This window comes from Rhodovastum atsumiense (assembly GCF_937425535.1).
GTDB lineage: Bacteria > Pseudomonadota > Alphaproteobacteria > Acetobacterales > Acetobacteraceae > Rhodovastum > Rhodovastum atsumiense.
Genome location: NZ_OW485601.1, coordinates 2,122,757 through 2,146,934 on the forward strand (window position 1 = coordinate 2,122,757; position 24,178 = coordinate 2,146,934).

At 69.4% G+C, this 24,178-nt stretch carries 16 protein-coding genes; 8 read left to right on the forward strand and 8 right to left on the reverse strand.

What is annotated here, in order from left to right; genetic code table 11:
• Positions 1–120: 120 nt before the first annotated feature.
• Positions 121–1,767, forward strand: coding sequence for an acyl-CoA synthetase (locus NBY65_RS09670; protein ID WP_150039673.1), 1,647 nt, complete (start codon positions 121–123; stop codon positions 1,765–1,767).
• A 29-nt stretch (positions 1,768–1,796) separates the two neighbouring features.
• Complete coding sequence (locus NBY65_RS09675; protein WP_150039672.1) at positions 1,797–2,321, forward strand: O-acetyl-ADP-ribose deacetylase; 525 nt, start codon at positions 1,797–1,799, stop codon at positions 2,319–2,321.
• 21 nt (positions 2,322–2,342) lie between these two features.
• On the opposite strand, the gene NBY65_RS09680 is transcribed toward NBY65_RS09675, so the two are convergent.
• Together NBY65_RS09680 and acnA are read right to left on the reverse strand one after the other, a co-directional pair.
• On the reverse strand, positions 2,343–4,454 hold the full coding sequence (locus NBY65_RS09680; protein ID WP_162530453.1) for an FUSC family protein: 2,112 nt from the start codon (positions 4,452–4,454) through the stop codon (positions 2,343–2,345).
• A gap of 139 nt (positions 4,455–4,593) precedes the next feature.
• The gene (acnA, locus tag NBY65_RS09685; RefSeq protein WP_150039670.1) at positions 4,594–7,287 is read right to left on the reverse strand and encodes an aconitate hydratase AcnA; all 2,694 of its coding nucleotides are present in this window, start codon (positions 7,285–7,287) and stop codon (positions 4,594–4,596) included.
• Between the two features lie 162 nt (positions 7,288–7,449).
• Here acnA and ccmA point away from each other — a divergent pair, with 162 nt between their 5' ends.
• The 4 genes from ccmA to NBY65_RS09705 all read left to right on the forward strand — a co-directional run bounded on the left by ccmA (position 7,450) and on the right by NBY65_RS09705 (position 11,242).
• Positions 7,450–8,037 carry a heme ABC exporter ATP-binding protein CcmA gene (gene ccmA / locus NBY65_RS09690; protein ID WP_239002697.1) on the forward strand — a complete coding sequence of 196 codons (588 nt, stop codon included), beginning with the start codon at positions 7,450–7,452 and terminating at the stop codon, positions 8,035–8,037.
• Between the two features lie 7 nt (positions 8,038–8,044).
• Complete coding sequence (locus NBY65_RS09695; RefSeq protein WP_150039668.1) at positions 8,045–8,755, forward strand: MgtC/SapB family protein; 711 nt, start codon at positions 8,045–8,047, stop codon at positions 8,753–8,755.
• A 47-nt stretch (positions 8,756–8,802) separates the two neighbouring features.
• Positions 8,803–9,468, forward strand: coding sequence for a heme exporter protein CcmB (ccmB, locus tag NBY65_RS09700; protein WP_150039667.1), 666 nt, complete (start codon positions 8,803–8,805; stop codon positions 9,466–9,468).
• Positions 9,469–9,589: 121 nt separating this feature from the next.
• On the forward strand, positions 9,590–11,242 hold the full coding sequence (locus NBY65_RS09705) for an alpha-glucosidase (RefSeq protein WP_150039666.1): 1,653 nt from the start codon (positions 9,590–9,592) through the stop codon (positions 11,240–11,242).
• A 24-nt stretch (positions 11,243–11,266) separates the two neighbouring features.
• Here NBY65_RS09705 and NBY65_RS09710 read toward each other — a convergent pair whose 3' ends face one another.
• Positions 11,267–11,947 carry a hypothetical protein gene (locus tag NBY65_RS09710; RefSeq protein WP_150039665.1) on the reverse strand — a complete coding sequence of 227 codons (681 nt, stop codon included), beginning with the start codon at positions 11,945–11,947 and terminating at the stop codon, positions 11,267–11,269.
• 9 nt (positions 11,948–11,956) lie between these two features.
• Entirely contained in the window at positions 11,957–13,354 is a 1,398-nt protein-coding gene (locus NBY65_RS09715; RefSeq protein WP_150039664.1) for a helix-turn-helix domain-containing protein, read from the reverse strand.
• 156 nt (positions 13,355–13,510) lie between these two features.
• Here NBY65_RS09715 and aceA point away from each other — a divergent pair, with 156 nt between their 5' ends.
• Both aceA and NBY65_RS09725 read left to right on the forward strand, forming a co-directional pair.
• A complete protein-coding gene (gene aceA, locus NBY65_RS09720; RefSeq protein WP_456312041.1) occupies positions 13,511–14,842 on the forward strand; it encodes an isocitrate lyase in 1,332 nt (443 codons plus the stop codon).
• Between the two features lie 670 nt (positions 14,843–15,512).
• On the forward strand, positions 15,513–19,628 hold the full coding sequence (locus NBY65_RS09725; RefSeq protein ID WP_250265650.1) for a PAS domain-containing protein: 4,116 nt from the start codon (positions 15,513–15,515) through the stop codon (positions 19,626–19,628).
• Between the two features lie 132 nt (positions 19,629–19,760).
• Here the strand turns inward: NBY65_RS09725 and NBY65_RS09730 are convergent, their stop codons facing one another.
• The 4 genes from NBY65_RS09730 to hemC all read right to left on the reverse strand — a co-directional run bounded on the left by NBY65_RS09730 (position 19,761) and on the right by hemC (position 24,176).
• Positions 19,761–21,035 carry a heme biosynthesis HemY N-terminal domain-containing protein gene (locus NBY65_RS09730; RefSeq protein ID WP_162530451.1) on the reverse strand — a complete coding sequence of 425 codons (1,275 nt, stop codon included), beginning with the start codon at positions 21,033–21,035 and terminating at the stop codon, positions 19,761–19,763.
• Positions 21,035–22,252: a COG4223 family protein gene (locus NBY65_RS09735; protein ID WP_150039661.1), complete on the reverse strand. Its 1,218-nt coding sequence runs from the start codon at positions 22,250–22,252 to the stop codon at positions 21,035–21,037. Before NBY65_RS09735 ends, NBY65_RS09730 begins: the two co-directional genes overlap by 1 nt.
• Positions 22,249–22,980 (reverse strand): uroporphyrinogen-III synthase, encoded by a 732-nt coding sequence (locus NBY65_RS09740; RefSeq protein ID WP_150039660.1) that lies wholly within the window; start codon positions 22,978–22,980, stop codon positions 22,249–22,251. Before NBY65_RS09740 ends, NBY65_RS09735 begins: the two co-directional genes overlap by 4 nt.
• 143 nt (positions 22,981–23,123) lie before the next feature.
• Positions 23,124–24,176 carry a hydroxymethylbilane synthase gene (gene hemC / locus NBY65_RS09745; protein WP_150039659.1) on the reverse strand — a complete coding sequence of 351 codons (1,053 nt, stop codon included), beginning with the start codon at positions 24,174–24,176 and terminating at the stop codon, positions 23,124–23,126.
• Positions 24,177–24,178 lie beyond the last annotated feature (2 nt).

A 24,178-nucleotide genomic window follows, 5' to 3' on the forward strand; every position in this document is an offset into this window, starting at 1 on the left:
GGAACGGAAAAGCCCCGATCAGTACTGGATCGGGACGAAATATTCCGTCGCGATCATGGTACTAGCGGAACAACCCCGCCTGGTGTAATCGGCGAACCAGTCCAAGAGGCGAGGAACGCCATGCCATCGTCGATATATGACCAGGATCTCGACCAGAATCCGGCCAACTATGTTCCGCTGACGCCGATCTCGTTCCTCTCGCGGGCGGCCCGGGTGTTCCCCAACGGCATCGCCATCATCCACGGCGATCGCCGCATCACCTATACCCAGATGCTGGAGCGCTGCCGGCGCTTCGCCTCCGCCCTCGCCCGCCATGGCATCGGCCGCGGCGACACCGTCTCCGTGCTGGCACCGAACACCCCGGCGATGCTGGAAGCGCATTACGCCGTTCCCATGACCGGCGGCGTGCTGTGCACCATCAACACCCGGCTCGACGCCCCGATCGTCGCCTTCATCCTCGAGCATTCCGAAACCCGCATCTTCCTCGTCGACCGGGAACTCGCCCCCGTCGCCAAGGCCGCGCTCGCGCTGGTCAAGGGCGAGAAGCCGCTGGTCATCGGCATCGACGATGCGCTGACCACCGCGGGCGAACTTCTTGGCGAGATCGAGTACGAAGACTTCGTCGCCTCCGGCGATCCCGACTTCCCGGTCAGCTATCCCGGCAATGAGTGGGACGCGATCTCGCTCGGCTATACCTCGGGCACCACCGGCGACCCGAAGGGCGTGGTCTGCCATCACCGCGGCGCCTACCTGAACGCGATCGGCAACGCCTTCGCCTTCGGCATCACGCCGCGCAGCGTCTATCTCTGGACGCTGCCGATGTTCCACTGCAACGGATGGACCTTCACCTGGGCCATCACCATGCTGGGCGGCACCCATGTCTGCCTGCGCCGCGTCGATCCCGCGCTGATCTATCCGCTGATCGTCGAGCACAAGGTCACGCATATGTGCGCGGCCCCGGTGGTGCTGACCATGCTGATCCACGCACCGGAGACCGTGCGCCGCGATTTCGGCGGCCGCACCGTGAACATCGCCACCGGCGGCGCCGCACCGCCCTCGGCGGTGATCGAGTCGATGGAGAAGCTCGGCTTCACCATGCACCACGTGTACGGCCTGACCGAGGTCTATGGCCCGCTGACCTATTGCATCTGGCAGCCCGGCCACGAGGACCTGCCGCTGACCGAACGCGCGCATTTCCTCTCGCGCCAGGGCGTGCCGCACCCGACCGCCGAGGACGCCACCATCATGGACGTGACCATGAACCCGATGCGCGCCGACGGCAAAACCATCGGCGAGCTCATGCTGCGCGGCAACACCGTGATGAAGGGCTACCTGAAGAACCCGAAGGCAACGCAGGCTTCCTTCGCCGGCGGCTGGTTCCACTCCGGCGACCTCGGCGTGCGCCATCCCGATTCCTACCTGGAGATCAAGGACCGCTCGAAGGACATCATCATCTCCGGCGGCGAGAACATCTCCTCGCTGGAAGTCGAGGAAGTGCTGTACCGCCACCCCGACATCATGGAAGCGGCCGTGGTCGCCCATCCGGACGAGAAATGGGGCGAGGTGCCGCACGCCTTCGTGACGCCGAAGCCGGGGGCCGAGGACACGCTGACCGCAGCCGACGTGATTGCCTATTGCCGGGCCAACCTTGCCGGCTTCAAGACGCCGCGCCATGTCAGCTTCGTGCAACTGCCCAAGACGTCGACGGGCAAGATCCAGAAGTTCGAGCTGCGCCGCCGCCTCGCGGAGGGCCTGAAGCCGGACTGAGGCGGGAGACGGCCCGGGGAGAGGACGGCATGGCGCCACCGAAGCACGACTCCCGCATGCGGGTGCTGCAGGGTGACATCACCCGCCTGGAGGTCGACGCCATCGTCAATGCCGCCAACAGCTCCCTGCTTGGCGGCGGCGGCGTCGATGGCGCCATCCACCGCGCCGCCGGGCCGGAATTGCTGGCCGAATGCCGCGGCCTCGGCGGCTGCCCGACCGGCGAGGCACGGATCACCCGGGGCTACCGCCTGCCGGCCCGGCACGTCATCCACACCGTCGGGCCGGTCTGGCAGGGCGGCACGCAGGGCGAGCCGGACCTGCTGGCCGCCTGCTACCGCAACAGCCTGGCGCTGGCTGTTGCTCATGGGCTGCGCAGCATCGCCTTCCCGGCGATCAGTTGCGGTATCTACGGCTATCCGATCGACCGGGCGACGGCGATCGCGGTGCGCGAAACCAACGCGTTCCTTAGTGGCGACACCACCCTCAAGACGGTCAGCTTCGTCGCCTTCGGCGCCGAGATCCTCGGCGCCTACCGCATGGAACTGGACCTGTAGCAGCCGGATCGGGGCGCCGCCTCATCCCAGCCGGGGGAGCGCGCCGGCCGCCAGTTCCAGCTGCCGCGCGATCCGTGCCAGCGACAGCCCATCCACGTCGTCGCGCGGCACCGGCGGGCGAGGCGGCAGGTCGGCACGCCCACTGGCCAGCCGGGTCGTCGCTTCCAGGATCCAGTCCCGCCACGCCTGCCAGGCGGCGCGTTCATGCGGGTGGGTTGCGGCGTCCACCTGCATGGCCGACACCCGCCCGGCGATCCGGCGCAACGCCGCGTCAATGGTCAGCGCCGCCTCCAGCCGGTCCCGGTCGGTGCGCGACGGCTCCAGCAGCGCGCGTTGCAGGCTGGCCTCGGCATTGTTGCTGGCCACGCCGGCGGCGCGGCGCGCCTGCTCGACCTCCTGCGGCGTCGCCTCGCCCAGCACCGCAGCGATCTCGGACGCGGCGTAGCGCCCATGCGCCACGATCGCGGCGCGCAACTCGACCAACAACCGCCCCGGCTCCCAGACCGGCCAGAGCAACGCGCTGAAAAGCAGTGCCAGCACGCCGCCGCCGACGGTGTAGAGCGCCCGCAGCACCGCCACGCTCACTTCGCTGCCCTGTCCCGGCCGACCCAGTTCCACCAGCAGCACCACCACCGGGGTGATGCAGGCCATGAACAGTCCGAAATTCACCCCGCGCACCGCCAGCGCGACCACTGAAAGCGGGAACAGCGCCGCCGCCATCGAGACCGGCGTCGTGCAATTGCTGGCGATGATCGCACCGATCACGCCGCCCACCACCGTGCCGGCGATGCGCTCGGCCGCGCGCATGATGGTGACGGCGAAATAGGGCTGCATCGTCAGCACCAGCGTGATCGTCAGCCAGTAGCCATGGCTGGCCACCGCATCCACCGTGAGCGCGAGGCCGACCGCCGCCGCCAGCGCGGCCCGCAGCGCATGACGCAACGCCGCCGAGGCCGAATTGAGGTTCGCCCGCAGCGGGCTAAGCACGCGGGTGCGCCAGCCCTGCGAGGTGACGCCGGGCCCCTCGCCCGGCACGAAGGCTTCCGGCGTGGTCACCAGGATAGCGACGCGCAGGCGTTCGGCGATGGTGTCGGCGATCCGGTGCACCGGGCAGTCCGGAAGCAAGGCCGCGGTCGTGGCAATCTTGTCGGCCGCCCGCTTCAGTTGGTCCAACCGCTCCGGCGCGTCGGTCTCGATCGCCGCGGCGAGCAGCACCAGCATCGGCCGCAGCCGGCGCAGCATGCGGGCCGCGGCCACCCGTTCCTGCGGCGTGCAGTCGCCCTGCAGCAGATCCGAGAGCGCGATCAGGGCCCCGAAGATCTGGTCGGCCGCTTCCAGGCGGATCGAGCTCTGCGCCGCCCGGCCGCTGATCGGCCCGCGTTGGCGCACGGTCTGCAACACCGCCGTACGCGCCGTCTCGATCGCCTCGCGCACGCCGCGGCGATGCTCGCGGGCATGGCGGTCCCATTCGGTTTCATGCGGGTCCGGATGCAGCAGCACCCCGCGCAGGTCGCCGCTGAGCACGGCAAGCGCCCGCCAGGCATCGGCAACCGCCCGCCGTGCCGGGGCGTAGGGATGCACCCGCCAGATCACCATGGTCAGCAGCAGCGCCCACAAATTGCCGGCCAGGAACAGCGAGGCCTGCAGCGCCGCCTCGTGCAGGTTCGGGACCTCGCGTGTGAGCGCCAGGACCTGCACCACCGTCAGCAGGTTGCCGACCTGCATCATCGGCTGTCCGTAGATGCGCAGCAGGCTGGCGCAGAATATCCCGACGCTGGCGACGGCGATCGCCAGTTGGATGGGCATGATCGTCGCCAGCAGGCCGTACCCGGCGGTGACGAGGGCGCCGACGATGCCGAAGCCCAGCAGGAAGGGCACGCGTTTGCGGATCGGCCCGCCGGCGTCGCACAGGCAGGTCAGCCAGGCCGCCAGGGCCGTTTCAATCAGTCGCGGCCACCCCAGTCCCTCGCTGGCGGCGATGATCACCGCCACGGCCAGGGCCGCCCGCACGCCTTCGGCCAGGCTGATGGCGCGTGGATTAAAGACGATGGCAGAGGGAAGACCGGTCAGGCGGGCAGACCAGGGGGCTTTGTCCCCTGCTCCCCCACCAAAGGCGGAGCCTTTGGAATCCATTCGTTTTCGCGCGGCGCAAAGAAGGGGGCCGTGGGGCCCCCTTGGTGCAGTCATAGGGAAAAGAGTGGGTTCCAAGGGCCTTGTGGCCCTTGGTGGGGGTCCAGGGGGCAAAGCCCCCTGGCCTTGCTTGCTTTCTTTATCAGGCGGCCTTCGCCATCCCGCGCAGCACGTAGTGCAGGATGCCGCCATGCCGGTAGTAGGCCACTTCGTCGAGGGTATCGACGCGGCACAGCACCGGCACGGTGTCCACTTTCCCGTCCGGCCGGTGGATCACAAGCTGCAGGTCCATCCGCGGCGAGAGGTCATCGAGCCCGACGATGTCGAGCACTTCCTCGCCGGTGAGCCCGAGGGTCTTGCGATCGGTGCCCGGCTTGAAGGTCAGCGGCAGCACGCCCATGCCGACGAGGTTGGAGCGATGGATGCGCTCGAAGCTCTCGGCGATGACTGCCTTCACGCCCAGCAGCAGGGTGCCCTTGGCCGCCCAGTCGCGCGAGGAGCCGGTGCCGTATTCCTTGCCACCGATCACCACCAGCGGCACGTTCTCGGCCTTGTACTTCATGGCCGCGTCGTAGATGGAAAGTTGCTCGCCTGAGGGCAGGTGGCGGGTGTAGCCGCCTTCCACGCCCGCCACCAGCTCGTTGCGGATACGGATATTGGCGAAGGTGCCGCGCATCATGATCTCATGATTGCCGCGGCGGGCGCCGTAGCTGTTGAAGTCCTTCGCCTGGATCTGCCGTTCCAGCAGGTATTCGCCGGCGGGCGAGGTCTTGCGGATGTTGCCGGCCGGGCTGATGTGGTCGGTGGTGATGGAGTCGCCCAGCACCGCCAGCACGCGCGCCCCCTTGATATCGCTGCGCGGCGCCGGCTCCAGCGTGATGCCCTCGAAGTAAGGCGGGTTCTTCACGTAGGTGGAGCCGTCGTTCCAGCGATAGGTGGCGGCGTCGGCCTCGACGCCGATCGCCTGCCACTGCGTCGGGCCCTTGAACACGTCGCCATAGCGGCTGACGAACTGCTCGCGGGTGAGAGCGGCGGCCAGGGTGTCGGCGATTTCCTTGTTGGTCGGCCAGATGTCCTTGAGGTGGACCGGCTTGCCGTCCTTCGACGTGCCGATGACCGCGGTGGTGATGTCCTCGTTCATCGTGCCGAGCAGCGCGTAGGCCACCACCAGCGGCGGGCTGGCCAGGTAGTTCGCCCGCACATTGGCGTGGACGCGGCCTTCGAAGTTGCGGTTGCCCGACAGCACGGAGACCGCGACCAGCTTGTTGTCCTCGATCGCGTCGACGATCGCGTCCTCGAGCGGGCCGGAATTGCCGATGCAGGTGGTGCAGCCATAGCCGACGGTGTTGAACCCGAGCGCGTCCAGGTCCTGGGTCAGGCCGGACTTGTCCAGATAATCGGTCACCACCTGCGAGCCCGGGGCAAGCGAGGTCTTCACCCACGGCTTCGGCGTGAGCCCGAGCGCACGGGCCTTGCGTGCCACCAGCCCGGCGGCGATCAGCACCGAGGGATTGGACGTATTGGTGCAGGAGGTGATGGCGGCGATCACCACGTCGCCATGGCCGATCTCGTAGTTCTTGCCTTCGGGCTTCGCCTTGGTGCCGAGGTCATTGGCGGCGACGCCCAGGGTCTTGGTCAGCTCGGTCTTGAAGGCGGCGGAGGCGTCCTTCAGCAGCACGCGGTCCTGCGGGCGCTTCGGGCCGGCGAGGCTGGGCTGCACGGTGGAGAGATCGAGTTCCAGCGTCTCGGTGAACACCGGATCGGGCGTGGTCTCGTCGCGCCACAGGCCCTGCGCCTTGGTGTAGGCCTCGACCAGCGCGATGCGCGCCTCGTCGCGGCCGGAGAGGCGCAGATAGTCCAGCGTCAGCTTGTCGACCGGGAAGAAGCCGCAGGTGGCGCCGTATTCGGGGGCCATGTTGGCGATGGTGGCGCGGTCGGCCAGCGCCAGCTCGTTCAGGCCCGGGCCGAAGAACTCGACGAACTTGCCGACCACGCCCAGCTTGCGCAGCATCTGCGTGACGGTCAGCACCAGGTCGGTGGCGGTGGCGCCTTCCGGCAGCTTGCCGGTCAGGCGGAAGCCGACCACGTCGGGGATCAGCATGGCGATGGGCTGGCCGAGCATGGCCGCCTCGGCCTCGATGCCGCCGACGCCCCAGCCCAGCACGCCCAGGCCGTTCACCATGGTGGTGTGGCTGTCGGTACCATACAGGGTGTCGGGATAGGCGATGGTCGTGCCGTCCACCTCGGCGGTCCAGACCGTCTGGGCGAGGTATTCCAGGTTGACCTGGTGGCAGATGCCGGTGCCCGGCGGAACCACGCGGAAGTTACGGAAGGCGCTCTGGCCCCAGCGCAGGAAGGTGTAGCGCTCGCCATTGCGCTCGAACTCGATGTCGACGTTCTTCTGCAGCGAGTCCGGGGTGCCGGAGACGTCCACCATCACCGAGTGGTCGATCACCAGATCGACCGGCACCAGCGGATTCACCTTCTGGGGATCACCGCCGAGGCGGAGGATGCCGTCGCGCATCGCGGCAAGGTCGACCACGCCGGGCACGCCGGTGAAGTCCTGCATCAGGATGCGCGCGGGCCGGAACGGCACTTCCTGGACGCTGCTGGCCTTTTCCAGCCAGCCCGCGATCGCCTTGGCATCGTCGACGGTGTAGCTCTGCCCGTCCTCGAAGCGCAGCACGTTCTCAAGCAGTACTTTCAGGCTGACCGGCAGACGGGACACATCGCCGATGGTCTTGGCGGCCTCGGGGATGGAGAAGTAGTCATAGCTGCGGCCCGCCGCCGTCAGGGTGCGGCGCGTCTTGAGGCTGTCCTGCCCGATTGCTTTCATCCCGATTGCCCCGTCAGTTCATCCGCGCGAAAAGGCGGCGGGAAGCTTTCCCGCAGCGCGCGGATCATGTTGTTTCCGGCGCGGCGGCTTAAACCACACCCCGGCAGGGGCGTCCACGGTCAAACCTGCCAGATTGTTGCGTCAACGGTATGCGGAGGGGTCGTGCTTCAGGCGGAGAACCTCGCGGCGTTTCGCGGCGAGCGGCTGGTGTTTGCCGGCCTGTCGTTCAGCGTGGCCGCGGGCGGCGCGATGCTGCTGGTGGGGCCCAACGGCTCGGGCAAGTCCACCTTGCTGCGGCTGCTGGCCGGGCTCGGGCGGGTCGAGGCGGGACGGCTGCTGTGGGACGGGCAGGATGCGCTCGCCGACCTGCCGACCCATGCCGGCCGGGTGCGGTACCTTGGTCATCAGGATGCGGTGAAACCGGGACTCACGGTGGCCGAGAACCTGCGCTTCTGGGGCGCCCCGACGGCGATCACCCGGGCGCTGGAAGCGGTTGACCTGGCCCGGCTGGCGGACCTGCCGGGCCGGATGCTCTCGGCGGGGCAAAAGCGTCGGCTGGCGATCGCGCGAATGGCGATGACGCCCGCGGCGCTGTGGCTGCTGGACGAGCCGACACTCGGGCTGGACGTGGCCTCGGTAGGGCGCTTCGGGGAGCTGCTGGCGGCGCATCGCAGCCGCGGCGGTATCGTCGTGGCGGCTACCCACCTGCCATTGCCGCTGCCCGACGCCACCGAATTTCGCCTGGCCTGAGCGGACGATGTCGTTTCTTCACACTGCGGCCCTGGCCGAACAGGCGCAGACCCTGGCTTGCCTGCTTGCCGCCTTCGTGCTCGGCACGCTGATCGGCGCCGAGCGGCAGTATCGCCAACGCACCGCCGGATTGCGCACCACCGTATTGGTGGCGGTCGGCGCCGCCGGTTTCGTCGATCTCGGCATGCGCCTCGGCGGCGCCGAGGGCGCGGTGCGCGTCATCGCCTATGTGGTCTCCGGCATCGGCTTCCTCGGCGCCGGCGTGATCATGAAGGAAGGCCGCAACATCCGTGGCCTCAACACCGCCGCCACGCTCTGGGGCGCCGCCGCGGTCGGCGCCTGCGCCGGGGCGGGGATGATGGTGGAGGCAATCGTGGTCACGCTCGCCGTGCTGTCCGCCAACACGCTGCTGCGCCCGTTGGTCAACGCCATCAATCGCATCCCCGTGGACGAACGCGCCACCGAGGCGACCTACACCGTGCGGGTGCGGGCAGTGTCCGACACGCCGGAGCTGCCCGACGCCATCATCGAGCTGCTGGACAGCGCCCGCTTCCCGGTGGCCGAGCTGACCATCGCCCCAACCGGCGACGGGGTCGAGATCGCCGCCCGGCTGATGACCACCTCGGTGCATGCGCAGGAGCTGGACGCGGTGGTTGATCGCCTCGCCCGGTTGCCAGGGGCCCGCCACGCCACCTGGGTCGCCAACACCGCCGGATAAATCCCGATGCCCGCCCCACAGCACCGCGCTTTCCCGCGGAGGATCCGATGCACCCCCTGACCGGCCTGCTGGCGCGCGAGCTGCGGCTGTCGCTCCGCCACGGCAGCGACACTTTGGCCGCGCTGCTGTTCTTCCTGATCGCCGCCGCGCTGTTCCCGCTGGCCATCGGGCCGGCCCCCGAGACGCTGGGGCGCATCGCTCCGGGCGTGATCTGGGTCTGCGCCCTGCTCGCCGCCCTGCTGCCGCTGGACCGGCTGTTCGGTGCCGACCACGACGACGGCTCGCTCGACCTGCTGCTGCTCTGCGGCCTGCCGGCCTCGGGCGTGACCCTGGCGAAGGCCGTCGCGCACTGGCTGGTCACCGGCGTGCCGCTGCTCGCCGCCGCCGCGCCGCTGGCGATCATGCTGCGCATGCCGGAAGAGGCGATCCCGGTGCTGCTGCTCGGGCTGCTGCCGGGCACGATGCTGCTCTCGCTGCTGGGCACGACAGGGGCGGCGCTGGTGCTGGGGGCACGACGCGGCGGGGTGCTGCTGCCGCTGCTGGTGCTGCCGCTGGCCGCCCCGGTGCTGATCTTCGGCGTCGCCGCCGCCGACGCCGCCTCCGGCGGACTGTCGCCGCGACCACACCTGCTGCTGCTCAGCGCCCTGCTGGCGGCGGCGCTGCCGCTCTGCCCGCTGGCCGCCGGAGCCGCCCTGCGCAGCGCCGCGGAATAGCCGGTCCACGCGGAAGCGTCACAATTTATGATTAATATTTTGCCGGAAGATTTTCTGCTTGAGGTTGCGTCGGCGCGATCGCTATCAAGATTACGCGAGACCAACGGACGGCAGGAACGACATGGACTGGTGGCGCGGCGCGGTCATTTATCAGATCTATCCGCGCAGTTATTTCGACAGCAATAACGATGGCATCGGCGACCTGCCGGGAATTACCGCCCGTCTCGATCACGTCGCGCGGCTCGGGGTGGACGCGATCTGGCTCTGCCCGTTCTTCACCTCGCCGCAGAAGGATTTCGGCTACGACGTCTCCGACCACCTCGCCGTCGATCCGATCTTCGGCACGATGGCGGATTTCGACACCCTGCTCGCCCGCGCCCATGCGCTCGGGCTGAAGGTGCTGATCGACCAGGTCTGGAGCCATACCAGCGACCGCCACGGCTGGTTCCTGGAAAGCCGCGCCAGCCGCGACAATCCCCGCGCCGACTGGTACGTCTGGGCCGACCCCAGCCCGGACGGCACCCCGCCCAATAACTGGCTCTCGGTGTTCGGCGGCAGCGCCTGGACCTGGGAACCACGGCGACGCCAGTACTACCTGCACCATTTCCTCACTCACCAGCCGGCGCTGAACCTGCACAGCCCCGCCGTGGTGGACGCCATCCTGGAAGGGGGCCGCTTCTGGCTCGCGCGCGGCGTCGACGGGTTCCGCCTGGATGCGATCGACTTCCTGATGCACGACCCGGCCCTGCGATCCAACCCGGCGGCCCCGCGCCCGCCCGGCCCCCTGCCCGCCAAGATCTTCGGCCTGCAGCAACACCTGCACGACATGCTGCAGCCCCAGGCCATGGGCGTGCTCGCCCGCATCCGTGCCCTGACCGACCAGTTCCCCGGCGCCACCACGCTCGGCGAGGTCTCCAGCCAGGACGGCGCCCTTGCCCGGCTGCAACGGTACACAGCCGGCAGCGAGCACCTGCACATGGCCTATACGCTCCGCCCGCTGCGCCACGGCTTCGACTGGCCGACCGTGCGCACGCTGATCCAGGACATCGGCGCGATGCGCGACGGCTGGCCGTGCTGGAGCTTCTCCAACCACGACGTCGAGCGCGCCGTCACCCGCTGGCACCCGCGGGGCCGCGCGGGGGAAAATGATACCGATTTCGCCCGCCTGCTGATGGCCTTCCTGCTGTGCCTGCGCGGCAGCGTCAGCGTCTACCAGGGCGAGGAACTGGCCCTGCCGGAAGCCGAGCTGGCCTTCGAGGACATGCGCGACCCGTTCGGCATCGCCTTCTGGCCGGAATTCCGCGGCCGCGACGGCAGCCGCACCCCGATGCCCTGGACCGCCTCCGCCGACCACGCCGGCTTCACCACCGCAAGGCCCTGGCTGCCGGTGCCGGCGTCCCACCGGGCGCGCGCGGTGGATACCCAGGAGACCCCCACCAGCGTGCTGGCCGGCTGGCGCCGCTTTCTTGCCTGGCGCCGCACCCGCCCCGCCCTGAGATGGGGATCGCTGACCCCGGTCGAACTGCCGGAGCCGCTGGTCGGCTTCCTGCGGGAGGATCAGGACGAGCGCATCCTGTGCCTGTTCAACCTGAGCGAAACACCGGTGCAGGTGGACCTGGAGGGCTATCCCTCGTTCCACGTGCTGGCCGAGAGCGGCTTCGCGCCGAAGGTCGGCCCCGGGACCGCCCTGCTGCCGCGCTTCGGCGTGCTGCTCGTGCAGTTGCAGCCGGGACTGGCCCCGGTTGAGGCCACGGCATTGCCGGAGCTGCGGTAAACCTCCGCGCTCCGCCGGATCGCGTTACCCGCCCAGCAGCCGGCCCCACAGGCCGCGGCGGGCGGGTTTCGGCCGCCGCGCCTGGGCCACATGCGGACGGCTTGCCGGCGGCCGCACCACGCTGCTCATCAGATGCCGCCCCGCATCCCCCGCGGCGATGCGGGCCCGCTGGAACACCAGGATCTGGGCGGATACCTCGTCCATCGCATCCGGATCGAGCGCCGCCGCCCGGGCGCGGGCCAGTTCGAACTCGCCGGCCCGGCGCAGCACATCGATCAGCCGCAACGCACTTTCGGGACTCTCCGGCTCCCCCCAGGCCGAGGCCGTGAGCCGTCGCAGCGACACCGCTTCCGCCAGGTCCCCGGCATCGTCGGCGACCCAGGCCGCCTGCAGCAACGCCTCGCGCCGCTCCTCCGGCCGGGCCAGCATGGCCCAGCGCAGGAACGGCAGGCAGCCCGGCAGCCTGGTCCGCAACTCGGCGAATTCGGCGGAGCCGAGCACCGCGGCGGCGGTGGGCGGCAAGGCGGCCAGATCCGGGGCCACCGCGCCGCATCCCCCACAGACCTGCAGCCAGCGCGGCAGCGTCGAGCGGGTCGGCTCCCCCGGCCGCAGATCGAGATCGGGCGCCATCTCCGCCGGCGGGGGACGGAACGGCGAACGGACAGAGGCGCCGCAGACGGCGCAGACGGGACGACGCGACGACATGCGGCGGGTTTACCCCCGCCGGGGCTCAAAACGATAGGGGCTGGTTCCGGTGGTCATGGGATCGAGCGCCAGACGATGCTCAAGCGGCGGGAAGGCGCGGCTGCGACAGTCCGGCCGGTCGCACAGCCGACAGGACAGGCCGATCGCCACCATCGCCCGCTCGATGTCGATCCCATCCGCATAGGCCACCTGCTCGGCATGGGCGATGTCGCAGCCCATGGCGATGATGCGCACCGGGGGCGGGTCCCCCCAGCGCGCCGCCGGCGCGATCACCGCCCGCGCGAAGCACAGGAAGGTCCCGCCATCCGGCAACTGGGCGACCTGCACCACCACCCGTCCCGGCGTCGCCATCGCCCCGTACACCACCCAGCGCGGACAGGACCCACCGAACCGGGCGAACGGGAACCCCGCCGCCGAGAACCGCTTGGAGACGTTCCCCGCCGGATCCACCCGTAAAAAGAAAAAAGGTACGCCCCGCGCCCCCGACCGCTGCAGCGAGGCCAGGCGCTGGCTGGCCTGCTCGAAGCTCACGCCGAACCGGGCGGCCAGGGCCTCGACGTCGTGGCGCAGTTCCTGCGCCGCCTCGAGGAAAGCGCCGTAGGGCATCAGCAGGGCCGCCGCGGCATAGTTCAGGAAGCCGATCCGGATCAGCGCCGTCGCCTCGGGCGAGGACGGCGCGATTTCCTTGAGCAACGCCTCCACCGGCTCGCGCGCCTCCAGCAGCACCAGCTGGAAGGCCAGGTGGAAGCCACGGCTCTCACGCGGAAGCTGCTCGGACAGCACCAGGCTGCGCGCCACCGGATCATAGCGACGCAACGCCCCCGGCAACGGCCCCACCGTCACGGTCAGGCCGTGGCGCCGGCGCAACCGCTCGGCGATGGCATGGTTCATCTCCGATGGGCGCACGGCGAGATCCGTGCCCAGCGCCTCGGCCGCCTCCTCGATCTGGGGGAAGTGGTTGGAGCGGTCGTTGAAGACGTCGCGCGCCTCCTCGGTGGGCAGCAGGATGCGCCGCCCGGACGGCAGGGCAATGCCGCCGGCGTCCTCGCGCGCCACCCGCCACGCCCGGTACAGCGCCAGCACCGCCCGCGCCGCCCCCGGACTGCCGCCGACCAGGGCGGAAATCTCGGTGTCGGCCACCTCCTCCGGCCCCAGCAGCGGATCGGCGAACACCTCGCGCAGCTGCGCCTCGAGCTGCCGCTCGGCCGCGCCGGACAGCGCCGCGAGCTCGACCTGCAACGTTTCCGCCAGCTTGATCAACAGGCTGGCGGTGACGGTGCGCTGATCGTGCTCGATCAAGTTCAGGTAGCTGGCGGAAATGCCCAGCCGGGTGGCCAGCGCCTGTTGGGTCAGGCCCCGCTCCTGGCGCAAGCGGCGGAGGGTGCGCCCAATCAGAGGTCGAGACATGCCTTCACAGCCTTTACAACTTTACCGCCCAATGTGGTTAAGATGATTACGCCATTGCGTGGAGTCACGCAGTTTATGGATACGCTTCTCCGAAAATCTGTGAATAGTTCACGCCGTCGGCGCGACCCCAGGCGCGCCTCCAAGGAGAAGCCGACCATGCCCCAGCCTTACGACATTCCGCAGATGCCGGATGGCCTCCCCGGTACCCCCGCAGTCGATCCCGATCGCTTCGCCGGTATCGTGCGTGACTATACGCCTGCCGATGTCGAGCGTCTCTCCGGCACGTTCCGGGTCCGTCACACGCTGGCGGAAATGGGGGCGCGGCGCCTGTGGCAGCTGCTGAAGACCGAGCCCTATGTGAACACCCTGGGTGCGCTGACCGGCCTGCAGGCCGTGCAGCAGGTGAAGGCGGGGCTGAAAGCAATTTACCTGTCGGGCTGGCAGGTCGCGGCCGACGCCAATACCGGCTGCCAGACCTATCCCGACCAGTCGCTCTATCCGGTGGATTCGGTGCCCACGGTGGTGCGCCGCATCAATAACGCGCTGCGCCGGCAGGACGTGATCCACAAGATGGAGGGCAACACCTCCACGCATTGGATGGCGCCGATCGTCGCCGACGCCGAGGCCGGGTTCGGCGGGGCCCTGAACGTGTTCGAGCTGATGCGCGCCATGATCGAGGCCGGCGCCGGCGGCGTGCACTTCGAGGACCAGCTCGCGTCGGAGAAGAAGTGCGGCCATCTCGGCGGCAAGGTGCTGATCCCGATCAGCCAGCACATCCGCACCCTGAACTCCGCGCGCCTCGCCGCCGACGTGGAAGGCGTGCCGACCGTGCTGCTCTGCCGCACTGACGCCGAGAGCGCGCAGTTGCTGACCTCCGACGTGGACGAGCGCGACCGGCCATTCCTGTCGGGCGAGCGCACCGCCGAAGGCTTCTTCCGCATCAAGCCCGGCGTGGGCAAGGAATACGCCATCGCCCGCGGCCTGGCCTACGCGCCGTATGCCGACCTGCTGTGGTGGGAAACCTCTGATCCGGATCTGGATGACGCGCGCGCCTTCGCCGAGGCGATCCACAAGCAGTTCCCCGGCAAGCTGCTCGCCTACAACTGCAGCCCGTCCTTCAACTGGCAGCGCAAGATGGGCGTCGAGGCGGCCGCGAAGTTCCAGCGTGAAATCGGCGCGATGGGCTACAAGTTCCAGTTCGTCACGCTCGCTGGCTTCCACAGCCTGAACCTGTCGATGTTCCAGCTGGCCCACGCCTACAAGGATCGCGGCATGGGCGCCTATTCCGAGCTGCAGCAGGCCGAGTTCGCGGCCGAGGCGCAGGGCTTCACCGCGGTGCGCCACCAGCGCGAGGTCGGCGTCAGCTACTTCGACGCGGTCGCCACGGCGGCGAGCGGCGGCAAGTCCTCGACCACGGCCTTCGCCGGCAGCACCGAGGCGGCGCAGTTCCACGACGACAAGGTGCATGGCCACGAACTGGCCAAGTGACGTGACTTCGGCGGCGGTCGGGGGCGGGGGGGGACCCCGTCCCGGACCCGGCCGCTGCCGCCAAGCCCGACCCGCCGCTTGAGAACAGCGGGCCAGGGCAAATACCTGAACCCGGCGCCGATGGGGCACGTGCGCCGGGTTTTTTTTCGTACTGCCATGGCCGCGCAACAGGTGCCGACATCCCCGGATCGGCCTGAAGCCTCGCCGCCCACGCTGGCGACCGCATTGACGCGCCAACCCGGACCAGACCCGGGGCGTTGGCGGGCCAAGCGAGTACCGCTTTCAGCATCAACGTCATAACTCGCCAGGATTCCGGCGTCAGGTCCAGCTTCGCAGCTGCCTTGGCATCCGGTCATTCAGGTCAGCAAGCGCAGGAATCCGCCTCGAAACACCGCCTTTGGTGTTGTGATGGGTTCCGATGCGGATATTCCCACCACTTGCAATAATGGCAAGATAAACCAGTCAGGCGCAGGTCCGGCCGGGCATGCACCTCAGACCAAAACTTAAATGCACAGGCGAAATTTTAGCCGATTTCAGCCAGACCAATCCATCCCCTGGCATTAGGATATCATTAGTCACCATTCCAGATTAAAGCTTCGATATGGTGTACATGAAAAGCATCTCGCTTCGGATGCTTCTGACTGTATTTCTGGCCTTGGTGCCAACCTTGGTGTTCCAGACCCACACGGAACGCGAGGCACGCCATATCCGGCAGCAGCTCATGTACGACGAGGCGTTCCGCCTGATGCGCCACGTCGCCTCCGAGCAGCAGCAAATGATCCAGGGCGCGGAGCAGTTGCTGAGCGGGATCGACAGCGCACAAGCGGTGGAGGAGAAGCAGCCTGCGGCATGCCACCACCTGCTGGCCAATATCGTGCGGGAGCAGCCGCGCTATAACGCCGCCGCAGTCATTGCACTGGACGGGCAGGTCATCTGTGCGTCGGGTCCATTCGACTCCGGGGTCAATGCATCAGACCGCACGTTCTTCCGCCTGGCCCTGGAAACCGAAGGTTTCGTCCTGGCTGATTACACCATGGGCCGGCTGTCGCATGCACCGACCATTCACATGGCGAAGCCGTTCCGTCACAAGGACGGAACCCCCGCGGGCGTGGTGCAACTGGGCCTCAGCATCGAGTGGCTGAACCGGCAGCTCGGGCGCCTGTCGCTGCCGCCGGGAGCCACCGTCGCGATCATGGACCGCAACGGCACCATACTGGCGAAAACCCCCGGGGGGCGGCAGCAGGTCGGCCACCGCATGCCGGAAGAGGACCGCTTCATGCTGGAGGGGTCTCAGGACGAGGCCATCCCGCTGGCCGGTCGGGATGGCCGGGAACGTATCGTCAGCTATTCCCCCCTGGGCGCCCAGCCCAGGCAATTGCTGATCACGGTCGAGCTGGACAAGGATGTCACCTTCGCCAACGTGACACAGGCAAATCGTGCGGGGCTGATCCTGGTTCTTGCCGGAACCGGTTCGGCTCTGGCGATAACCTTTCTTCTTTGTTTCCTGCTGATCCGTCGGCCGGTCGGGCAATTGCTCGACGTGGCCGATCAGTGGCGGCTCGGCAATCTCGGCGCCCGCTCGGGCTTGCAACAGGACAGTTCAGAGTTCGGCCGCCTCGGCCGCGCGTTCGACGCCATGGCGGAGGTGGCCGAGGCGCGTGACCACGCCCTGCGCAATGTGCTGGAGAGCACCGGCGAAGGAGTGTTCGCGCTGTCGCCCGACTGGCGGTTCACCTTTCTCAATGGCCGCGCCCGCGCGCTGATCACGGGCGGACGCGACCTGATCGGGCGGAACATCTGGGATGCCTTCCCCGAACCCGCCGGCAGCGCGTTCTGGCATGCGTGCCATCGTTGTATGGCCGAGCACATACCAACCGAGGCCGAGCAGTTCCATGCCTCCCTGGGCCGGTGGTTTTCGGCGCGTGCCTTCCCCGCCGATGATGGCGGCATCACCGTGTTCTTCCGGGACATCACCGAGGAACGCAGGACCGCGTCCCGACTGGCCGAGCGCGAGCAGATGCTGCGGGCTATGGGGGAGGCGACGCCTGACACCCTCATGACCAAGGATAGATGTGGGAGGGTACTCTACGCCAACCCCGCAGCGCTGGCTGCGCTCGGCTTTGCCAGGGAAGAGGACATCCTCGGTCTCACCGTTGACGCATATAGCAGCGACCGTGCGCTGGCCCAGGTCTCGGCGGAGACCGATCGCCGCGTCCTGGAAAGCGGTGAGGCGGTCACCTTCGACCTAGGTGGCCCGCACGGGCAAACCGGACAGATCAAGGTCTGGCAGTGCAACAAGGCGCCGCTCCGCGACCCACGCAGCGGCGTGGTGATCGGAGTTGCCGCGGTGGCCCGCGACGTGACGGAGGAACGACGCGTCCTCGCGGCGCTGTCGGCGGAGCGGGCACGGCTGGCGGCGACCTATGCGGTGGCACCGGTCGGGCTGGCCCGGCTCGACCGCGACCTGCGCTTCTGCGAGGTGAACGAGCGCCTTGCGACGATACACGACATTCCGGTTGCCGCGCATATCGGCCGGACGCTCCGCGAGTTGCTGCCACCCGTGGCGGAGGTAATGGAGCCGGCCCTTCTGCGCGTGCTGGAAACCGGCGAGGCCCTGGAAAACGTGGAGGTCGAGAAACCGGCTCCGAATATGCCGGCAGTACGCCGGACTTTCCTGGCCGGCTATTGCCCGGTCCGGGAGGGCGAGACCATCACCGGTATCAGCTTGGCCTTACTGGAGATCACCGACCGCAAAGCCGCCGAGGCAGCGCTGCGCGAGAGCGAGGCACGGCTGCGCCTGGCCACCGAGAGCGCCAGGGTAGGCATATGGGAACTGGACTTCGTGACCGGCCAAGGCCGCCGGTCGGCGGAAACGATGGTGTTGTTCGGCACCACGCGTGCCTTCTTCACGGCACAGGACTGGGTGGAGGACATCCATCCCGACGACCGCGCCGTGGTCGCCGATGCCTGGCAACGGGCCGCTGAGGGCGGCGGGCCTTACGAGACGATCTACCGCTCCGCCTATCTCGCCCCGGACGGCGAGGAGCGGTGGCTGCTCGCGCGCGGCAGGGTGGAGCGTGACAGGGCCGGACAGCCGGTGCGCGGCGCCGGCATTCTGCTTGATGTGACGGCGCGGCATCGCGCCGAAGCAGCACAACGCGAGAGCGAGGCGAGGCTCAGGGCCTCGCAGGAACTCTCCCCCATTCCTTTTGCCATCCTGCGGGCGGTGCGGGACGCGCATGGCGCGGTCATGGACTTCGAATGGGAGTATGCCAACCCGGCCACCCTGCGCATGACGAAAGCCGGGGATGACCTGTTCGGGCAAAGCCTGCTGCAGCGCTTCCCCAACCATCGCGACCACCCGCTGCTCTTTCCACGCTATGTCCGCCTCCTCAACGGCGAGGACGCGGACCGTGAGGTGGAACTGCGCTATGGCGCAGAGAGCATCAGCGGATGGTTCCGCAATGGCGCCGTCGTGCTCGACGCCGAGCGCATCGCCGTCTCTGCCGAGGACATCACGGTGCAGAAGGAAGCGCGCGAGGCGCTGGCAAGGAGCCACGCCGAGCTGGAACGCCTGGTGGAACGGCGCACTGCCGCGCTGATCCGCGAGGCCGAGGAGCGGCGGCACGCGGAAAAGGCGATGCGCCAAAGCGAGAACCTGGCCGCGCTCGGCCAGCTCGCCGGCGGGGTCGCGCACGATTTCAACAACCTCCTGCAGATCGTGGAGAACTGCGCGACGCTCATAGACAGCGAGTTGTCCGGCACCGGCAACATCCGCCAATACACCAGCATGATTTCCGATGCGACGGAACGCGGCAGCGCCATTACCCAGCGATTGCTGGCCTTCGCCCGGCGGCTGGATCTGCGCAAGGAAAGAATCGACCTTGCGGAATTGCTGGACAACCTGCGCGAGGTGCTGTCGCACACGCTCGCAAGCACGATGCTGTTACGCTTTGACGTCCGGCCCGGACTGCCCACCTTGCTGGCCGATCGGGGCCAGCTCGAAACCGTTCTGATCAATCTCGCTGTCAACGCGCGCGATGCCATGCCGGATGGCGGCACCCTCACGATCGCGTCCAGGACCGAAGTGATCGCAGCAGAGGCTGCCTGCCTGATGGGCTTTGAGCCTGGCCGTTATATCCACCTCAGTCTCAACGATACCGGGATGGGCATGGACAGCACGACCCTGGCGCGTGCCTGCGAGCCCTTCTTCACCACGAAACCGCTTGGCCAGGGCACCGGCCTTGGCCTGTCCATGGCCAGGGGGTTCGCCGAGCAGAGCGGCGGCGGGCTGACGATCGAAAGCGAACCAGGCCGGGGCACCACCGTCACGCTCTGGCTGCCGGTTCCCGATGACCATGAAGCGTGGGAGCCCCCCCCTGCGATCCAGGGGCACGTTCCGGCCAAGGGTGCCGGCCGGCGGATACTCATCGTGGACGACGAGAGCGTTATTCTGAGCACCCTGGCTGCAAGCCTCGGGACATGCGGCTTTGCCGTGGTGACGGCGCGGAGCGGTGCCGAAGCCCTGGCACTGCTTGAAGCAGGTGAGGTGGTTGACGTGCTGGTGACCGACCTGCTGATGCCGGAAATGGATGGCGTTGCCCTGATCCGTGAGGCACAGGCAAGACGTGCCGGCCTGCAGGCGCTTCTGCTGACCGGCTACGTGGGCGACGATGTCACGCTGGCAATGCGCGGGGCGGTCAGCGGAACCTTCTCGCTCTTGCGCAAGCCGGTCAGCATTTCCGAACTGGTCGACAGAATCGAAATGCTGCTCGCGGACCCATGACCCCGGCACCGTCCGCCGTGCCGGTCAGACCGGTTCACGGCGGATCTCGTGTGCTGTTCGGTTTCTGGTGGGAGGGGGGCTTCCTCGCCGCGCCCGCGTTGGCGCCGGTTTGCTCCCCCTCCCTCGCCTGGCTCAGGCCGGGCCCGGCAAAGCGAGCCGGGACGGAACGCCCCAGCGAATCCGCCCGGCGGTATGGCAGGCCGGGCAGGCCGGCTTCCAACTTTCGTGCACGGTGCCACAGCTCTCGCAGCGCCAGGCCGGATCGTCCTCGGCCGCGGCGGCCTTGCGCAGGGCGTCGCGCTGGGCGGCGCGCCCTTCCTCGGTATCGCCCAGTTCCTGGATCGCCAGGTCCGCCAGCAGCACCCACAGCCGCCGCTGCGTCACCCCGGCCCGGCGCGCCGCCTCGGCGTGGCGATGCGCCGCCTGGGTCAGCCCGGCCGCGAGATGCTCCTGCGCCAGCAGGAAATGGCTCTCCGGGTGGTCGGCGTTGCGCTCCACCAGTTGCACCGCGGCGCGCACCCGCGCCTCCGGATCCGGTTCCCTGGCCAGGGCGAAGGTGGCGAGGTCGGGATGCGGCGACTTGGCCCAGGCGGTCTGGATCACCTCCAGCGCCTGTTTCTCGCGTCCGGTCTCGCGCAGCCGGGTGGCATAGGCGATGGCCGCGGGGGTCAGCCCCGGATCGGCCTTCCAGGCCCGCTTGGCCAGCCGCGCCGCCTCGTACGGATCGGCCTCGGCCGCGGCCGCGGCGACGGCGAAGTCGGCGACCGGTTCCTGCGGCCCGCTCAGCGCCAGCGCGTCGATCCAGTTGCCGGTGCGCACGGCAAGCTGCGCCCGTTCCTCGCGCAGCCAGGACCCGCCGGGATGGGCCGCCTCCACCTGGCGTGCGATCGCCGCCGCGGCGTCCCAGTCCTCCCGCGCCACCGCCTGCCGGTACAAGCCGCGCAGCCCGAGGAAGGCGGAGTCCTTGCGCTCGGCCATCGACCGGTAGATGGCTTCGGCGATGTTTTCCTCTCCGGCGAGCCGGCGCGCCTCGGCGGCCAGCAGCATGGTCTGCGGCGTGTCGCCGAGCAGGCGCCGGGCCCGTTCCGCATCGCGCTTGGCGTGGTTCGCCTCGCCGGCGGCCAGGGCCACCAGGGTGCGGTTGACCGCGGCGTCACCGGCCGCGCGGTTGCGGCGACCGGCCCAGTAGCCGACCCGGCCCGGCACGCGCAGCAGGCCGCCCAGCAGGCGGAGCAGCAGGTGCACCACCAGGATCAGCACCGCCACACCGACGATGGCGACCGAGGTGGAGGCCTCGATCGTGACGCCCGCCACCGTGGCGGACACCGTGCCGGGGAGTTCGGCAAGCCACCAGGCCACCGCAATCGCGATGGCCCCGGTGGCAACGAACAGGATGACCCGGAACATCAGGAGCGCGCCATCTTGGCCAGCGCCGCCCGGGCATCGAGCAGCGACTGGGCCTGTCCACGCCATCCGGCCATGGCCTGGGCGGCCGGCGGATCCAGCTTGTCGAGAGCGATCACCGCGCCCTCGAGGTCGCCGACATCCAGCCGCGCGCGCGCCTGCGCCAGGACACGCGAGGCCGGGGCGCCGACCAGAACCTTGTCGCCCTGGCGGACCGTCACCAGCGCCTGCGCGCGGTCCCACATCCGTTCGAGTGCCGTCTTCTCGGCGGCCTGCGGGTCGCTCGCCTGCTCGGCCGCGGCCGCGGCGGCCGGGAAGGACAGGCGCAGCGAGGCCATGGTCGGGGGCGCGGTGGTGGCGAAGCGGCTGAGCTCGGGCGGCGCGCCCGGGATGGCGCCGAGTGGCTTGCCGGCGTCCAGGGCCGCCGTGGCCGTCTGCAGGCGCGAGATCAGCGCGGCGCTGGAGGTCACCGCCTGGCTGCGCCGCTCGTCCTCGGCGAGGCGCTGCTCGAAGCTCTGCAGCCGGTCGGCAAAGGCCTGGGAGGCGGCGGGATTCTGCGCTGCCTGCAGGCTGTCCAACCTGGCCGCAAGCTGCGCCAGCTGGGCCTGGAGCGGCCCCAGATCCGCGGCCGGCGCGACACCGCCGGAAGCGGGAACGGGTGCGGGGGCCGGGCGCTGCTCAAGCTGGCTCAGCCGCTGCTGCAGGTTGCTCAGCCGGCTTTCATGCGCGGCCACCTGGGCCGGATCGACCGACGGCACCGATGGCACCGGCGGAGGCGGCGGCTGCTGCGCGGCCTCGCGGACGGCGGTGGCGAGCTTCTGCTGCTCCTGCCACAGCCAGTAGCCGCCGGCGGCGGTCGCGGCCCAGCCGAGCAGCAGGAAGAACACGACCCCGCCGTGGCCATGGGGCTTCGGCGGCTCGGCGGCCTTGGGCGGGGCGGGCGTCTTCGCCGGCTCGGCCGCACGGGGCGGCGGGGCCGGCGCCTTGGCCGGCTCGGCGGCCTTGGTCACCGGGGGCGTAGCCGGAGTCGCCGGCCGGGCCGGCGGCGGCACGGCGCCGGCGGCCGGAGGAACGCTGCCGGCGGCCGGAGGAACGCTGCCGGCGGCCGGCTTTGCCGGGTCCGCGGCCTTCGGCTCCACCCGGGACGGTGCGGCAGGAGGCACCGGGGGACGCAGCGGATCCTTGGGCGTCTTGTCCGGGGTGGGATCGTTTTCAATCATGACAGAAGGCCCAGCAGTTGATCCTGGTTAGGCGCAGAAGCAACACGGATACGTTGCCACGGCAAGGAAGCGAGCGCAGCCGCCGCCGTCTTCGAGATCGCCAGCGACTCGACACGCGCGAAGGCTGCCGACGGTAGACCGGCCGCGAGGGTCACGAAAGTGCGAGCAGTTGCGGGGGAGAAGAACAGCACAGCCCCGAGGCGCCCCTCGGTAAAGGCGGCGCGGACCGGTTCCGGCAGGGCGGTGACCGGCTGGACGGCGTAGACGTGGCGGTGCACCACCGTAAACCCGGCAGCACGCAGCGCCCGGGTCAGCGGACGCGCCTGGCCACGCTGGCTGGCCACCAGCAGCGGCAGGCCGGCGGGATCGCAGTTGCGGGCCACCAGCGCGGCCAGCGCCTCGGCATCGCGGCCGGCGCTTTGCACATTGGTGAAGCCGATCGCGCGCGCCTTCGCCGCGGTGGCGTCACCGACGGCCAGCAACGGCAGGGCGGTGTGCCCGGTCAGCGCGGGCAGGGCGTTGCCGCTGGTCACCAGCACCGCCTGCAGCTTTTCCGGCCGGGGCAGGCGGGCCGGCAGCGCGGTGACCTCGATCACCGGCGCGACCACCGATTCATAGCCCATGGCGGCCAGCCGGCGCGCCGTCTCGGTCGCGCCGGGCTGTGGCCGCGTCACCAGCACCAGCGCCCTCTCACCATTCAGTTGCGGGGAAACGGACGCTGCTGTCATCACACCATTCCGGCCCCGGTCGGGGCCGCCTCTCGGGACCCTTGGAAACGCAAGACGGGCGGAGGCAACGCCTCCGCCCGCGACAAGGCAGACGATCCGGTCATCCGACCGGGATCAAGGCAGGTGCCCGAGGCAAGACCGCCTCAGGCAAAGATGTCGCGCGGGCTGTCGGCACGCAGGCTGCAGCCGAGCTCCCGGCCGAGCCGGGCGGCATCCGCCTTGGCGCCGGTAAGCGTGCGCTTGAGCATGAAGCTGCCATCGGCGCGCGCCACCAGCCCGGTCAAATGCAGGTTGCCGTCGGGCAGCAACCGGGCATGGCCGCCGATCGGGGTGCGGCAGGAGCCGTCGAGCTCGCCCAGGAAGGCCCGCTCGGCCGTGGAGACGGCGCGCGCTTCGGGATCCTCGATGGCGGAGAGCAGTTCCAGCAGCTCGGTGTCATCGGTGCGGACGGTGATGCCGACGATGCCCTGGCAGGCAGCCGGCACCATCGCCTCGGAATCGATCACCACCGAGACCTGGTCCTCCAGGCCCAGCCGGCGCAGCCCGGCCAGCGCCAGGAAGGTGGCGTCGACCTCGCCGTGCTTGCGCACCTTGTCGATGCGCGTCTGCACGTTGCCGCGCAGGATCTGCACCTTGACGTCCGGCCGCGTCGCCATCAGCTGCGCCTGCCGGCGCACCGAGCTGGACCCGATCACCGCGTCCTTGGGCAGGGCGGCGAAGGGATGCGCCGGATCGACCTCGCCGCAGCGCGGGCCAAGGATCAGCGCATCGCGCGCGTCTTCCCGCTTGAGCGTGCAGGCCAGCGAAATGCCCGGGGGCATCTCGGTTTCCAGGTCCTTCAGGCTGTGGACGGCGAAATCGATGCGCCCGTCCAGCAGGGCCTCATGGATTTCCTTGGCCCAGAGCCCCTTGCCGCCGATATCGGCAAGGCGCTGCCCGCTGGCCTGGCTGGTATCGCCGGTGGTGGCGATCACGTGTTCCTCGAACACGTCCATGCTGCGGAGCACCGGGCAGAAGGTGCGGAGGATGCCCAGGAAGTGACGTGTCTGCCAGAGCGCAAGCGGCGAACCACGCGTGCCGACCCGCAGGGGCAGGTCACGGGCGTGGGGCTTCACCCGCGCCGTATGGCCATGTGGGTAGGCCGGATTGCTGCCGGGAGGGGCGGCATGCGCCGAGGCGGGGTGGGCTTCATTCATGT